The 15,729-nt window shown below is 55.4% G+C and carries 13 protein-coding genes; 12 read left to right on the top strand and 1 reads right to left on the bottom strand.

Going from position 1 to position 15,729, the window contains the following annotated elements:
• The first annotated feature begins 5 nt into the window (after nucleotides 1–5).
• From ABGT88_RS11120 to ABGT88_RS11145, 6 genes are all read left to right on the top strand, one after another.
• On the top strand, nucleotides 6–1,067 hold the full coding sequence (locus ABGT88_RS11120; RefSeq protein ID WP_087408471.1) for an RluA family pseudouridine synthase: 1,062 nt from the start codon (nucleotides 6–8) through the stop codon (nucleotides 1,065–1,067).
• Between the two features lie 73 nt (nucleotides 1,068–1,140).
• The gene (locus tag ABGT88_RS11125) at nucleotides 1,141–2,307 is read left to right on the top strand and encodes an acyltransferase (RefSeq protein ID WP_300132407.1); all 1,167 of its coding nucleotides are present in this window, start codon (nucleotides 1,141–1,143) and stop codon (nucleotides 2,305–2,307) included.
• A gap of 83 nt (nucleotides 2,308–2,390) precedes the next feature.
• Nucleotides 2,391–3,581 carry a metallophosphoesterase gene (locus ABGT88_RS11130; RefSeq protein WP_158096848.1) on the top strand — a complete coding sequence of 397 codons (1,191 nt, stop codon included), beginning with the start codon at nucleotides 2,391–2,393 and terminating at the stop codon, nucleotides 3,579–3,581.
• Nucleotides 3,578–5,707, top strand: coding sequence for a Tex family protein (locus ABGT88_RS11135; RefSeq protein ID WP_346702126.1), 2,130 nt, complete (start codon nucleotides 3,578–3,580; stop codon nucleotides 5,705–5,707). The genes ABGT88_RS11130 and ABGT88_RS11135 overlap by 4 nt, the downstream gene beginning before the upstream one ends.
• Nucleotides 5,704–6,114, top strand: a complete 411-nt coding sequence (gene folK / locus ABGT88_RS11140; protein ID WP_087408467.1) for a 2-amino-4-hydroxy-6-hydroxymethyldihydropteridine diphosphokinase — start codon at nucleotides 5,704–5,706, stop codon at nucleotides 6,112–6,114. Before ABGT88_RS11135 ends, folK begins: the two co-directional genes overlap by 4 nt.
• A 12-nt stretch (nucleotides 6,115–6,126) precedes the next feature.
• Entirely contained in the window at nucleotides 6,127–6,885 is a 759-nt protein-coding gene (locus ABGT88_RS11145) for a nitroreductase family protein (protein WP_087408466.1), read from the top strand.
• Nucleotides 6,886–7,127: 242 nt separating this feature from the next.
• Here the strand turns inward: ABGT88_RS11145 and ABGT88_RS11150 are convergent, their stop codons facing one another.
• Nucleotides 7,128–7,787 carry an HAD family hydrolase gene (locus tag ABGT88_RS11150; protein WP_087408465.1) on the bottom strand — a complete coding sequence of 220 codons (660 nt, stop codon included), beginning with the start codon at nucleotides 7,785–7,787 and terminating at the stop codon, nucleotides 7,128–7,130.
• Between the two features lie 428 nt (nucleotides 7,788–8,215).
• Between ABGT88_RS11150 and ABGT88_RS11155 the strand changes: the two genes are divergently transcribed.
• From ABGT88_RS11155 to ABGT88_RS11180, 6 genes are all read left to right on the top strand, one after another.
• On the top strand, nucleotides 8,216–8,944 hold the full coding sequence (locus tag ABGT88_RS11155) for an HAD family hydrolase (protein WP_087408464.1): 729 nt from the start codon (nucleotides 8,216–8,218) through the stop codon (nucleotides 8,942–8,944).
• A gap of 285 nt (nucleotides 8,945–9,229) precedes the next feature.
• Nucleotides 9,230–10,906, top strand: coding sequence for a putative transporter (locus ABGT88_RS11160; RefSeq protein WP_087408463.1), 1,677 nt, complete (start codon nucleotides 9,230–9,232; stop codon nucleotides 10,904–10,906).
• A gap of 221 nt (nucleotides 10,907–11,127) precedes the next feature.
• The gene (locus ABGT88_RS11165; RefSeq protein ID WP_087408462.1) at nucleotides 11,128–12,471 is read left to right on the top strand and encodes a TolC family protein; all 1,344 of its coding nucleotides are present in this window, start codon (nucleotides 11,128–11,130) and stop codon (nucleotides 12,469–12,471) included.
• A 36-nt stretch (nucleotides 12,472–12,507) separates the two neighbouring features.
• Nucleotides 12,508–13,707: an efflux RND transporter periplasmic adaptor subunit gene (locus ABGT88_RS11170; protein WP_346702130.1), complete on the top strand. Its 1,200-nt coding sequence runs from the start codon at nucleotides 12,508–12,510 to the stop codon at nucleotides 13,705–13,707.
• Nucleotides 13,708–13,725: 18 nt separating this feature from the next.
• Entirely contained in the window at nucleotides 13,726–14,472 is a 747-nt protein-coding gene (locus tag ABGT88_RS11175) for an ABC transporter ATP-binding protein (RefSeq protein ID WP_087408460.1), read from the top strand.
• A gap of 13 nt (nucleotides 14,473–14,485) precedes the next feature.
• Nucleotides 14,486–15,706, top strand: a complete 1,221-nt coding sequence (locus ABGT88_RS11180; RefSeq protein ID WP_346702133.1) for an ABC transporter permease — start codon at nucleotides 14,486–14,488, stop codon at nucleotides 15,704–15,706.
• The last annotated feature ends 23 nt before the right edge of the window (nucleotides 15,707–15,729 follow it).

Consider the following 15,729-nt stretch of genomic DNA (forward strand, 5'->3'; position numbering starts at 1 on the left):
CAAGAATGAACTTTTGCGACGAAGACATAGAAGCCGACGATAAAATCGTTGCCGAAGAGGGTGAACGGGAGCTTTACGAGCACTTTCGGTTTGTTGCCGACAAGGGGCAGAGCCTGCTGCGGGTAGACAAATTTCTGGTGGCCCGCCTCGAAAACTCGTCGCGCAACCGGGTGCAACAGGCTGCCGAGGCCGGCTGCATACTGGTCAACGGCAAGCCCGTCAAGTCGAACTACCGGGTGAAGCCGCTCGACGTCGTTTCGGTCGTCATGGACCGCCCCCGCTACGAATTTGAAATCATACCTCAGGATATTCCCCTCGACGTCGTCTACGAAGACGATGCCGTGCTGGTGGTGAACAAGCCGGCCGGACTGGTGGTACATCCCGGGCATGGCAATTACAGCGGTACGCTGGTAAACGCCCTGGCCTACTACTTCCGCAACACCCCCAACTACGACGTAAACGACCCCCGGCTGGGACTGGTACACCGCATCGACAAAGACACCTCGGGTCTGCTGGTCATCGCCAAGACTCCCGAGGCCAAGACCAACCTGGGACTGCAGTTCTTCCACAAAACCACCCAGCGCAAATATGTGGCGCTGGTGTGGGGATTGATGGAACAAGACGAGGGTACCATCGAGGGCAACATAGGCCGCAGCCTCAAGGACCGGCTGCAAATGACCGTATTCCCCGACGGCGATCAGGGCAAACACGCCGTCACCCATTACCGAACCCTGGAGCGTCTGGGGTATGTCTCGATTGTCGAATGCCGACTCGAGACCGGGCGCACACACCAAATCAGAGTACACATGAAATACATAGGCCACACGCTTTTCAACGACGAGCGCTATGGCGGAGACCAGATACTCAAGGGGACAACCTTCTCCAAATACAAACAGTTTGTTCAGAACTGTTTCGACATCTGCCCCCGACAGGCACTGCACGCCAAGACACTCGGCTTTAAACATCCCGTCACAGGAGAAGAGATGTTTTTCGACTCGCCTATTCCTCAGGATATGACTCAGTTGTTTGACAAATGGCGCAACTACACCGCCAATCGAGATATATAGGAGATATTATAAACCCAGAGAAAAAGAACTACCAATCAATAAAAGACGGTTCTATACCTTAAAAACAAGAGTTATGGAATGCCCAAAAGAATTTGACGATATCAGGCCGTTTTACGACCGCGAATTCCACGACAAGATGAAAGTCTTGGTCAAAGAACCAAAATTCGAACACGCCGTGCGCTACGTGCTGCGCGATGTCAACTACGACGTATTGTGCCAGCAACTGCTCTCGCTCGACAACAAGAAAGATTTTCAACTGCTCGTCATGCGCGCCTTTCTCGAAGTGCTCACCAAGAAGACGACCAAAAGTCTCTCCGAGAAGAACTTCGACCTGCTCGAAAAGACCAAGAACTATACCTACATGTCGAACCACCGCGACATCATTCTCGATGCCTCGTTGCTCAACCTGCTGCTCATTCGCCATGGCTTCAACACCAGCGAAATCGCCATCGGAAACAATCTGCTCATCTTCGACTGGATATCCGACCTGGTGCGGCTCAACAAAAGCTTTATCGTGAAACGCGACGTGGGGGTACGACAGATGCTCGAAGCGGCCCGGCAACTCTCGGGGTATATCCACTTTGCCATCACCCAGAAGAAGGAGTCGGTCTGGATTGCCCAACGCGAAGGCCGGTCTAAAGACTCGGACGACCGCACGCAGGAGTCGCTCATCAAGATGTTGGGATTGGCCGGCAACGGCAACCTCATCGACAACCTGAAGGAGATAAACCTCGTGCCCGTATCCATCTCTTACGAATACGACCCGTGCGACTACCTCAAGGCCCAAGAGTTCCTGCTCAAACGCGACAACCCCGACTTCAAGAAGTCGCAAGAGGACGACCTGCACAGCATGGAAATCGGGCTGCTCGGCTACAAAGGCCGCGTTCATTTCGAAATATCGCCCTGCATCAACGACGAGCTCGACAAACTCTCGCATCTCGAGGAAAAATCGGAAATTCTGGCCCGGATACTCAAAATCATCGACAAGGGCATCCACTCGGGCTACATGATTTACCCCGGCAACTACGTCGCCTACGACATGCTCAACGGCACCAACCGGTTTGCCGACCGCTACACTCGCAAAGAGTCGCTCACCTTTACCAACTACCTGCACTCGCAACTGGCCAAGATACCCGACTCGGACGACGAAAAGAATCGGGAGTTCCTCGAGCGGTGCATTCTGCTGATGTATGCCAACCCGCTGAAAAACAAACTGGTGGCAACCGGGCAAGAAGCCTGACAAAAAACGTATAAGACAAAACGATGAGTGGTTTCCGTACAAAACGGCTCATCGTTTTTCTTCTCAAACTCAAAACAAAATCTATGCGGTTACCTCTTCTTCTCATTCTGCTGCCGCTCCTGGCCCTCACGACCGACGCCTATATCTACGGGCGAAACCTGCGAAACCGATCGCGATGGGTCAAGATACTCTGGTGGTCTGTCACGGCCGTCGTGCTCGTAGCCGTATTCGTGGCCGTGCTTTTCCAATTCAAATTCAGGGGGACAATCGACATCAATGTGGCCATGTGGATATTCTATGGTTTTTTCCTCGTCTACATGCCCAAATGGTTCTACTCCATCTGTTCGCTGTTCGATTACCTGCCCCGTCTGTGGCACAAACGGCGGGGACGCTGGGGCCACTTCGTGGGTCTCGCGCTGTCGTTCTACGTCATGGGCAGCATGCTCTACGGTGCATTCTATGCCCGCCAGCATCCGGTATATAACTACCGTACCATTACATTCGACCGATTGCCCGAAGCCTTCGACGGATACCGCATCGTACAATTCTCCGACCTCCACATCGAGACGCTCGGCTCGGCCGGGCGATACCTGCCCCGATGGGTGGCCGACATCGACAGCCTGCACCCCGACCTCATCGTCTTTACCGGCGATCTGGTGAACCGGCAGGGCGGCGAACTGCCCCGCTACATGCCTGAGCTCTCGCGGCTCTCGGCTACCGACGGAGTCTACTCGGTGCTGGGCAACCACGACTATGGCGACTACTATCACTGGAGCTCGCCTGCCGAACAGGAGAAAACCCTGCAACAGCTCATCGCCGACGAGGGCCGCATGGGGTGGCACATGCTCAACAACCGGTCGGTATGGCTGCACCGCGGCAACGACAGCATCGCCCTCATCGGGGTCGAAAACTGGGGCATGCCCCCCTTCCCCCAATACGGACGGCTGGCCGAAGCCTACCCCGCGCTGAACGACTCGACCTTCAAGATACTGCTCTCGCACAACCCGCTGCACTGGCGCCACGAGGTGATTCCGCAGAGCAACATCGACCTCACCCTCTCGGGCCATACCCACGCCATGCAGTTGAAGTTGGGGTGGAAAGGGTTTGAATACTCGCTGGCCGAACCCATGTACCCCGAATGGAGCGGTCTCTACACCGCTCCCGACGGACGACACAAACTCTACGTCAACGAGGGCATGGGATGCGTCTTCCTGCCCATGCGCATAGGCGCCCGCCCCGAGATTACCGTCATCACGCTAAAGAAAGAACCATGAATACGACGTTCCCAAAAATCCTGGCCCAGTCGCTGGGTATCGCCGAACCCCAGGTAGCCAAAACCATCGAACTGCTCGAGGGCGGGGCCACCATCCCCTTCATCAGCCGATACCGCAAGGAGGCCACCGGCTCGCTCGACGAGGTGCAGATAGGCCGCATCAAGGAGGATTATGACCGACTGTGCGAACTGGCCAAACGCAAAGAATCGATACTATCGACCATCGACGAGCAGGGCAAACTCACCGACGAGCTGCGCCAGCGCATCGACTCGTGCTGGAACGCCACCGAACTCGAAGACATATATCTGCCCTACAAGCCTCGCCGACGGACTCGCGCCGAGATTGCCCGCGAACGCGGTCTCGAACCGCTGGCCAAAATCATCATGTCGCAACGCAACGACCGCATCGAGGCCAGCGCCTCGCGATTCATTACGGCCGAGGTGCCCGACGCCGAAAGCGCCATCAAGGGAGCCTGCGACATCATGGCCGAATGGGTGGCCGAGAACGAACGGGCCCGCAACACCGTGCGCCGCAGCTTCGAGCAGAGCGGTGTCATCGCGGCCAAAGTGGTCAAGGGCAAGGAGACGGAGGGCGATAAATACCGCGACTACTTTGCCTGGAGCGAACCGCTGCGGCGATGTGCCTCGCACAAGATTCTGGCCGTGCGCCGCGGCGAAAAGGAGGGTATCCTGCGGGTATCGATTACCCCCGACGACGAACAAACTCTCACTCGCCTGCAACGCCTCTTTGTCAAGGGCGAAGGCGAAGCCTCTACCCTCGTAGGGGAGGCGGTGACCGACAGCTACAAACGACTGTTGCGACCCTCGATTGAGAGCGAATTTGCCGCCTCGTCCAAAGAGAAGGCCGACGATGCGGCCATCGCCGTCTTTGCCGAGAACGTGAAGCAGTTGCTGCTGGCCCCTCCGCTGGGGCAGAAACGGGTATTGGCCATCGACCCCGGATTCCGTACCGGCTGCAAGGTGGTCTGCCTCGATGCCCAGGGCAACCTGCTGCACAACGAGACCATCTATCCCCACCCGCCCCGGCAGGACCGCGCAGGGGCGGCCCGCAAACTCACCCAACTGGTCGAGAGCTACAAGATTGAAGCCATCGCCATAGGCAACGGTACCGCCGGACGCGAGACCGAAGAGTTTGTCACCAACCTGCGCTACGACCGCAAGATACAGGTCTTTGTCGTGAGCGAAAGCGGGGCCTCCATCTACTCGGCTTCGAAGGTGGCCCGCGAGGAGTTCCCCGACCAGGACGTGACGGTGCGAGGTGCCGTGTCGATAGGCCGGCGGCTCATCGACCCCCTGGCCGAACTGGTGAAGATCGACCCCAAGTCGATAGGCGTGGGGCAATACCAGCACGACGTGGACCAGACGAAGCTGAAGCGGTCGCTCGACCGTGTGGTGGAGTATTGCGTCAACTCGGTAGGCGTCAACGTCAACACCGCCAGCAAGCACCTGCTCACCTACATCTCGGGACTGGGCCCTCAGCTGGCCCAGAATATCGTGGAGTACCGCCAAGCCAACGGCGACTTTATGAGCCGCAGCGACCTGCTCCGGGTGCCCCGCATGGGTGCCAAGGCCTTTGAGCAGTCGGCCGGATTCCTGCGCATACCTCATGCCGCCAACCCGCTCGACAACTCGGCCGTTCACCCCGAGCGCTACGCCATCGTCGAACAGATGGCCGCCGACCTGGGCTGCACCATAGGTGAACTCATCGAGAACAAAGAGCTGAAAAAGCAGCTCGACCTGAAGCGATACATCGCGGGCGACGTGGGCATGCCCACCCTCACCGACATCATGGCCGAGCTCGACAAACCCGGGCGGGACCCCCGCCGCTATATCGAGATGATGGAGTTCGACGCCAAAGTCAAGGGCATCGACGACCTGCAAGAGGGCATGGTGCTCAACGGCATCGTCACCAACATTACGCAGTTCGGCTGCTTTGTCGACATCGGCATCAAGGAGAACGGCCTGGTACACATCTCGCAGATGGCCGACCGCTACATCGCCAACCCCGCCGAGGTGGTATCGATGCACCAGCCCGTGCGGGTACGGGTCATCGGGATAGACCGCGAACGCAAACGCATACAACTCTCATTAAAAGATGTATCATGAATACCGCTTTAATCAGTTTGGCTTCCAATTCGCCCGATAAACGGGAACAGATGGAACAGGCCTTTGCCGAGTTGCGGGCCATGGGCATCGTGGCCCGGTCGTCGTCGATTTACGAGACGGCCCCTTACGGAAATCCCCGACACCCCAACTACCTCAACGCCGTGGCCTGCATCCGCACTGCGGCCGAATACCCGGTGCTCTACGATACCCTCAAGGAGATGGAGCGAGCCCACGGCCGCACCCCCCAGTCGAAACTGAGCGGCGAGATTCCGCTCGACATCGACATCGTCGTGTGGAACGGTGAGACCCTGCGCCCGCAAGACTACGAGCGCGACTACTTCAAGACCGGACTGCACGAGATACAACCTGTTGAGAACCAACAACCCCACCCGATTGTTTCACATTAAATACGATTCGATATGAAAACAGTAGAAGAAACCTTACTCAAACGTACTTCGGTACGCCGTTACGAATACGACAAGATACCGGCCGAGACTCTCGACTTTATCTACCGGGCCATTGCCAACACCCCCACCAGTTACAACGGTCAGCAATTCTCGGTCATCGCCATCGACGACCAGGCCATCAAGGAGGAGCTCTATGCCATCACCAACCAAAAGCAGATCAAAACCTGCGCCACGCTGCTGATGTTCTGCGCCGATTTCCACAAAATCGACGTGCTGGCCCAAAAGAAGGGAATAGACAACCCCCACTTCGAAAACACGCTCGACGGGGTGATGGTGGGTATCATCGACGCCGCCCTGGCCATGCAGAATGCCGTAGTGGCCGCACAGGCCGCCGGTCTGGGCAGCTGCTGCGTGGGATATGCCCGCACCGCCAATCCCGAGAAGATTGCCGAAATTCTGAAACTGCCTCAGGGCACCTTTGTCATCTGCGCCCTCACGCTGGGTATTCCCCGCGAATCGCCCGATCTGAAACCCAAGCAACCCCTCTCGCTCGTGGTACATCACAACCACTATCGCACCGACGACATGAGCGCCGACCTCGAGCAATACGACCAAACCATATCGGAGTATAACCGCCACCGCAGCGGCACTACCACCGAAAACGACTGGTGCGGCCACATACTCGACTACTACCGCATCGCTCTCGACTACGACATGGAGGGTTACCTCAACAAACAAGGATGCAAATTACCCTTCGTACCGAAAAAATAGAGACAATTTTCGGTTATCGACAAGGTAATGTTCCAACGGAAAAAGGGGCGGTTAGGCGATATTTTTCAGCCTTTTGTCGATATGGTTTTGATATGCCCGGCTGCGGACATACATTTGTATCACAATTAATTAATCGCCCTATGTAAATATTACAGACTATTTTTTTCGATTAACTATTCTATATATTTTGGTTATGTAGCAATTTCGCTGAGAAGCGAGGTTGCTACTTTTTTTTCTACGGCTCACACCCCGATGCCGCACAGATGCAGAATATCGTCGGGCGTATCGACCAGATGGGTAGCACCGGCCCGGCTCAACTCGTCGCGCCCCCGGAATCCCCAGATTACGCCGGCCGACTCTACCCCGGCTGCACGGGCGGTACACATGTCTACGTCCGAGTCGCCTACATACAACGTATCGACCTTCTCCACCCCGGCACGCTGCATGATGTCGTAGACAATATCGGGAGCCGGTTTCGTCGGCACCCCTTCGCGCTGTCCCAGTACGGCTACAAACGGCACACGGGGAAAGTAGTGGGCAACCAGCTTCTCGGTACCCGCCTGATATTTGTTCGAAGCCACCGCCAGCTTTACACCTTGGCCCGACAACTCATCGAGCAGACGCACTATACCGTCGTAGGGGCGAGTGTGGTCGGTATTGTGTTCGGTATAATATTCGAGAAAGAGAGTGCGCATGTGAGCCACATTCTCGGCCGTGCGAGCCGCTTCGGGCAAGGCACGTTCGAACAGTTTGGTGATGCCGTTGCCCACGAAATAGAGATACTCCTCTACCCGATGTTCGGGGTAGCCACAACCCCGCAAAGCATAGTTGGTACTCGCAGCCAAGTCGGCTATCGTGTTCAACAACGTCCCATCCAAATCAAAAATAACCAGTTGTTTCATCTTTTTTCCTTTTATCCGTGCAAAGATAGTGAAAGTCGAAGGCAGAAAAACAAGCCCGCTTGATTTTTATGCTGAGACGCATCCTATCTTATCTAAAGATAGTGAAAGGTGAGAGCAGAGGCAAATAGGAAACATAGTTTCCAATATTTGACTATACCGAACCGAATCCTATCTTATCCAAAGATAGTGAAACTCGAAGGCAGAAAAACAAGCCCGCTTGATTTTTATGTCGCAACATCCCCAGCCTTCGTGAATCCATGGCCCTATTTTTTGTGCACAAATACCCGACTGCCGCCCCTCGACAAGCAAACAGACGGGGCCGGCCGACATTTTCACAGATACGACTTTTAGAACAAATATATATACATAACGACCTTGTGGAGAGGCCTGTCACAAGGTAACTTTGCACTGTTTTCTAACAAAAGGATATGGAACAAACACACGACATAAAGGGCATTCTGTTTAACTTTTCGGGTACAATCGACACCGAGGGATGCGAATGGTTCGACCTCATTTGGCGGAAATATCGGGAGACCGGTATTCCGGTATCGAAGAGCGACTACCTGTGTGCCCACGAATATGCCGAAGCCCAGATTTCGGAATGTAATCTCATCGAGCCCGGGTTCAATCTATATCAGATGCTCTACATCAAACTCTCGCTGCAAATCAAATATCTCATCGACAAAGGACTGCTATCCGACAACGTATGCACCCGCAAGTATCCGCAGCAGTTGGCTACCCTCTGCTACAATCGGGCCATCATGCACGTGAGACAAAACGAATTGATTCTCGAACAACTGGTCAAGCAATATCGACTGGGTATCGTAGCACAGTCGTACGGCAACCTACCGGCCATGCTGGTAGACTTCGGGCTCACCCCCTACTTTACCGACGTGATCGAATCGAGTGCCGTCAACCTCAACAAGCCCGACCAAGCCATTTTCAAACTCTCGGTCGATGCCCTGCACATTGCCCCCGAAGAGACACTGTGCGTGAGCAATTCGCTCAACAACGACCTGTTGCCCGCACAAGGCATCGGCTGCCAAACGGCTTGGCTGAATCTGCGCCCGGTACCTCCGGCCAAACGGGTATCGAACTATCATATAACCTCCTTAACAGACCTTAATGCACTATTATATTCAAAAAGCAATACATAATGTAGGAATACGAAAAAAGGAAACAACTGCTTACTATTGAATTGAATACTGTGTTGTGAAAAACAAATCTAACTAAATATTCCGAACGCTGTGCGCGAGTATAGCCGAGGAAGGCTCTTAGCATAAAAAGTGTATTGACTTGATGGAAGGTCCAGGGCGCGATGTCCAGGACCTTTTTTTTCGCCATATCCTTTTTCGGCAACAAGAAAAACTATACCGACAAGAGTTGTTTATAGAGAATATTGCTAACTTTGCACAAAAAATAAAAAGTATTGTTTGTCTAAAATGGATTGGATACAAAGTCTGCTATTTAATGACGCATCGGTAGCCCATACCGTAATCCTATACGCCTTTGTCATTGCGGTGGGAGTAGCATTGGGCAAACTGAAGTTCTTCGGAGTATCTTTGGGAGTTACGTTTGTTCTCTTCGTCGGGCTGATAGCCGGGCACTTCGGCTTCTCGGCCGAGAAAAACATACTCCACTTCGTACAGGAGTTCGGTTTAATTCTCTTTATTTACTCCATCGGTCTGCAAGTGGGACCCAGCTTCTTCTCCTCGTTCAAGCGAGGCGGGCTCACCCTCAATATGCTGGCCGTGGGTATTGTAGTTCTCAACATTGCTGTGGCGCTCGGCATCTACTTCCTCAACGAAGACCAGGTGAGCATGCCCATGATGGTGGGTATTCTCTCGGGTGCCGTTACCAACACCCCGGGACTGGGTGCCGCACAACAAACCCTGTCGCAGCTGCGGTTCGACGGTTCTATCACCGAAGTCCCCGAGATTGCCCTGGGCTATGCCGCCGCTTATCCGCTGGGTGTAATCGGCATCATCGCCTCGATGCTGGTGATTCGGGCCATCTTCAAGGTGAAGCTCGACAAGGAAAATAAGCAAATCGAGGAGGAAAACCAGTCGAGCCAACTCGTGCCCCACGTGGTTACCTACCAGGTAGAAAACAAACTCATCGTAGGTAAAACGCTCGACGACCTCGCCAAGCTCATCGACCGCAACTTCGTGGTGTCGCGTATCAAGCACAACGACGAGGTGATGATTCCCAACTCCGACACGCTGCTGCAAGAGGGCGACCTGTTGCTGGTGGTTCTCTCGCTACAGGACGAAAGCGCCCTCGAAGCCTTCATCGGACGCCCCGTCGAGATGAACTGGGAAGCCATTCAGGCACCGGTGGTTTCGCGCCGTATTCTGGTTACCCGCCCCGAAATCAACGGGCGCAAAATCGGTAGCTTGCGGCTGCGCATGGGATACCGCCTGAACGCTACCCGCGTGAACCGTGCCGGTTTAGACCTGTTGGCCAACCCCAATCTGGAGCTGCAAATCGGCGACCGCCTCACCGTAGTAGGCCGTATCGAAGACATCAACCGTCTGGCCGAAAAGTTGGGCAACTCGACCAAACGTCTGCACGAGCCCAACATGGTAACCCTCTTCGTGGGTATCTTCCTCGGTATCATTCTGGGTAGTATTCCTATCGCCATACCGGGCATGAGCGTGCCGATGAAACTGGGTCTGGCCGGTGGTCCTCTGGTCGTTGCCATTCTGCTGGGCCGCTTCGGTCACAAGGTACACCTGGTTACCTACACCTCGACAGGCGCCAGCCTCATGCTGCGCGAGGTAGGCATCTGCCTCTTCCTGGCCAGTGTGGGCATCTCGGCCGGCGGCGAGTTTGTCAATACCATCATGTCGGGCGGCCTCGTGTGGGTATGGTGGGGATTCCTCATCACCGTCATTCCCCTGCTCGTCATTGCCGTTATCGCCCGGGCTCACTACAAGATCAACTACTGCTCAATCATGGGTCTGCTCTCGGGAGCCTGCACCGATCCCCCCGCCTTGGCTTATGCCAACAAGGTTTCGGGTAACGATGCACCGTCGGTAGCCTACTCGACCGTCTACCCGCTCACCATGTTCCTGCGAGTTCTGTCGGCGCAGTTGCTCATCCTGCTCTTCTATTAACGAAGCATACCTTTTCGAAACTATCTTCACGAGGGGAATCCACACGGGTTCCCCTCGTTTTTTCACCAGCCTCTCTCCATAAGGGAAAACGCATAACCATACACCCCTGTTTTATCGATAAAAGAGACCGCTTTATCCACAAAAAAGGGAACTCTCTCTATTACATTTTTCTTAATGGCTCGCCAAGTGTTAAATTTGAGTTCGAATTTAACGTATCGGTTATGAAAAATTTAATAATATCCACCGGCATTTTAACGCTTCTCTGCTACTCGCCGCTGCATGCTCAGGAACTTCAGGTGAGCCAGGAAGAGTCGATGCCCGAAGTGTGGACATTACAGGATTGCTTCGACTACGCCCACGACCACAGCATCACGCTGCAACAGAACCGACTGTCGATCGAGGAGAGCTCGGTCAATACCAAGGAGGCCAAAGCCCAGCTTTTCCCCTCGTTCGACTTCTCCACGTCGCACAACTACGGCAACTACCCCTTGGCCGACGGCAGCCAGGCCGGCAAAAACGTCTACACCGGCACCTACGGACTCAATGCCTCGTGGACCCTCTTCGACGGGAAGCGCCGCAATACCATCAAGAGCAACCAGCTGCAAGAGCAGCAACAGCAATATGCCTTTCAAGAGAGCCTCGACAACCTGCAAATCGAGATTCTCACCGACTATCTGCAAATTCTCTATGCCGAGGAGGCCGTGAATATCTGCAAGCAGACTGTCGAGGTATCGCTGAGGCAAGTCGAGCGGTCGCGCGAACTGCTGGCCGCCGGCTCTATCTCGAAGAGCGACCTGGCCCAACTCGAGGCCCAATACAGCAACGACAAGTACCAACTGGTATCGGCCGAAGCCAACCGCGACCAACTGCGGCTCAACCTCAAGCAACTGCTCGAACTCGACATCGACGTAGAGATGAACCTGGCTCTGCCGCCCATCGACGAGAGCAAGGTGCTCGTGCCGCTGCCCGACAAGAGCACGGTCTATGCCACGGCGCTGGGATTTATCCCCTCGATACAGAGCGGCAAGCTCGAACTCGAGGTAGCCGAACTCAACATAGCCAACGCCAAGGCCGGCTACTACCCCAACCTCTCGCTCAATGCCGGCATAGGCACCGGACACAACACCGACAACAACGGCGGTATAGGTACTCAACTGAAACAGAGTCTCAACGAGTCGATCGGGCTCACCTTGTCGATTCCCATCTACAGCCGCCGGGCCAACAAGTCGGCCGTAGAGCGGGCTCGTATACAGCAGAAAATCAGCGAGCTCGACCTCAAGAATCAGGAGAAAAATCTGCTCAACCAAATCGAGAGCGCCTGGCTCGACGCCTCGTCGGCCCAGTCGCAATACCTGGCCGCCCGCGAGCAGCTCAATGCCACACAGACATCGTTCGAGCTCACCGAAGAGCAATTCTACCTGGGCATGAAAAATACCGTCGAGATGCTCACCGCCAAAAACAACTGGCTCTCGGCCCAGCAAGAGGAGCTGCAATCGCGCTTCATGGCGCTGCTCAACCTCAAGCTGCTCGACTACTACGAAAACAAGCCGCTTACGCTCGATTGATTTGACAATCTCGAATAATAAACTGATCATCACGATATGAAACGAAAAAAAATCATCATTCTCGCCGTGTCGATAGTCGCAGTGATTATAATCCTGTGGTTTATCTTCGGACGGAAATCGAACAGCACAAGCTACATCGTCGAGACGGCCACGGCCACCCGAAGCGACGTATCGGAGGCCGTCACGGCTACCGGTACCATCGAGCCGGTGACCAAGGTCGAGGTGGGTACCCAGGTATCGGGTATCATCGACAAACTGTATGCCGACTACAACTCGATTGTCACCAAGGGACAGCTCATCGCCGAGATGGATAAGGTGACCCTGCAAAGCGAACTCACCTCGCAACAGGCCACCTACGACGGTGCCAAGGCCGAGTACGAGTATCAAGAGAAGAACTACCTGCGCAACAAGGCGTTGCACGAGAAACAGCTCATCAGCGACACCGAGTTCGAGGAGTCGACCTACAACTATGCCAAGGCCAAGAGTGCCTACGAGAGCAGCGAGGCCAATCTGGCCAAGGCCAAGCGTAACCTGGCCTACGCTACCATTACCTCGCCCATCGACGGGGTGGTCATCAGCCGCGCCGTCGAGGAGGGACAGACCGTTGCCGCCGGATTCGAAACGCCTACCCTCTTCACCATTGCCGCCGACCTCACCCAGATGCAGGTGATTGCCGATGTCGACGAGGCCGACATAGGTGGCGTGAAAGAGGGGCAACGGGTCGAATTTAGCGTCGACGCCTACCCCAACGACACCTTCGAGGGCACCGTGACACAGGTGCGTCTCGAGGCTACCGAAGAGAGCAACGTGGTTACCTACGAGGTGGTCATCTCGGCCCACAACCCCGATTTGAAACTGAAACCGGGCCTCACGGCCAACGTCACCATCTACATCGCCGAGCGGCGCAACGTCATCAACATTCCACTCAAGGCACTCCGCTTCGTCCCCGATATGCCTTCGGGACAAGCTCCGGCAGCCGAGTCGCAACCGCAGCCCCAGAAGCCGGGCAACGACAACCTCAAGACTATTTGGGTACAAGAGAACAATACCTGGACTCCCCGGCAGGTAAAAGTGGGTATGGACAACGGCGTGAATGTAGAGATTTGCGAGGGGCTGAACGAAGGCGAAACCGTAGCCATCGACCGCAAGAGCAACGGCGGCCTGCCGGCCGCTCAGCTCTCGGGAAACAAGGAGGAGAGCCCCTTCATGCCCAAACCGCCGGGAAAGAAGAAATAAAGAAAGGAAACCGACAGCATGGCAACAAAAGAGATCATACGTCTGGAGAACATACGGCGCAACTTTATCGTGGGTAACGAGACGGTACACGCCCTGCGGGGGGTGAGCTTCACCATCAACGCCGGCGAGTTCGTGACCATCATGGGCACCAGCGGCTCGGGCAAGTCGACCTTGCTCAACATTCTGGGCTGCCTCGACACCCCCACCTCGGGCGAATACTACCTCGACGGCATCCCGGTACGGAGCATGGGCAAAAACGAGCGGTCGGTGCTGCGCAACCGCAAGATTGGTTTCGTATTCCAGTCTTACAACCTGCTGCCCAAGACGACCGCCCTCGAAAACGTGGAGCTGCCCCTCATGTACAACTCGGCCATCTCGGCCCGCGAGCGGCACGAACTGGCCTCCAGGGCACTCGATGCCGTGGGACTGGCCGAACGGAAAAACCACAAGTCGAACCAGATGTCGGGCGGACAGCAGCAACGTGTGGCCATTGCCCGGGCGCTGGTCAACGACCCGGTCATCATTCTGGCCGACGAGGCTACCGGTAACCTCGACACCCGCACCTCGTTCGAGATTCTGGTTCTCTTCCAGGAGCTGCACGACCGGGGACGCACCATCATTTTCGTCACGCACAACCCCGAACTCTCGGCCTACAGCAGCCGCAACATCGTGCTGCGCGACGGGAAAATCATCAGCGACACCCCCAACGACCATCCGGCCTCGGCCCTGGAGATGCTGAAAAAACTACCGGTAGAAAGCGATTAAGGAACAAACGACTATGAATCTGACCAATCTCACCAAGATAGCGCTCAAGGCGCTCAACAATAATAAGATGCGATGCTTCCTCACGATGCTGGGCATCATCATCGGCGTAGCGTCGGTGATTACCATGCTGGCCATCGGGCAAGGGTCGAAGCGGAGCATCCGGGCCCAGATTGCCGAAATGGGGTCGAACATGATTATGATTCACCCCGGCAACATGGAGCGGGGCGGCGTGCGGCAGGATGCCTCGTCGATGCAGACCCTCAAGCTCAACGACTACCAGGACATTCTCGACGGCACCGAATATGTGTCGGCCTGCTCGCCCTCGGTCAGCAGCAGCGGGCAGTTCATCTACGGGGCCAACAACTACCCCAGCACCATCTACGGCGTGACCGAAGACTACCTCGAGATACGCAAATTCTCCATCGACGAGGGCAGCATGTTCACCCCGCAAGACGTGCTCACCTCGGCCAAAGTCTGCCTGGTGGGACAAACCATCATCGACAACCTCTTCCCCAACGGCGAGAACCCTATCGGCAAGGTGATACGATTCGACAAGATACCGCTCAAGATTGTGGGCACACTCACCCCCAAGGGCTACAACAGCATGGGCATGGACCAGGACGACATGGTGCTGGCCCCCTACACCACGGTGCAGAAGCGGGTACTGGCCATCACCTACCTGCAAGGCATCTTCTGCTCGGCCCTGACCGAGGAACTCACCCCGCAGGCTATCGACGAGATTACCCAGATTCTGCGCAAGAATCACAAAATCAAGGAGGGCGAAGACGACGACTTCGAAATACGGTCGCAAGAGGAGATGAGCTCGATGATGAGCTCGACTACCGACATGATGACCATCCTGCTCGCCTGTATCGCCGGTATCTCGCTGCTGGTGGGCGGTATCGGCATCATGAACATCATGTATGTATCGGTAACGGAGCGCACCCGCGAAATCGGGCTGCGCATGTCGATCGGAGCCCGGGGCATCGACATCCTGGCCCAGTTCCTCATCGAGGCGGTGCTCATCAGCGTCACGGGCGGTATCATCGGGGTGCTGCTGGGCGTAGGAGCCTCGATGGTGGTCAACCTCGTATTCAACTGGCCGGTCTACATCCAGGCCTATTCGGTGATACTCTCCTTCCTGGTATGTACCTTCACCGGCATATTCTTCGGCTGGTACCCGGCCCGCAAAGCCGCCAACCTCGACCCCATTGAAGCTATTCGTTATGAATAATCGACATTCATATACTCAAAATC

This window comes from Barnesiella sp. An22 (assembly GCF_963931395.1).
Classification (GTDB): domain Bacteria; phylum Bacteroidota; class Bacteroidia; order Bacteroidales; family Barnesiellaceae; genus Barnesiella; species Barnesiella merdigallinarum.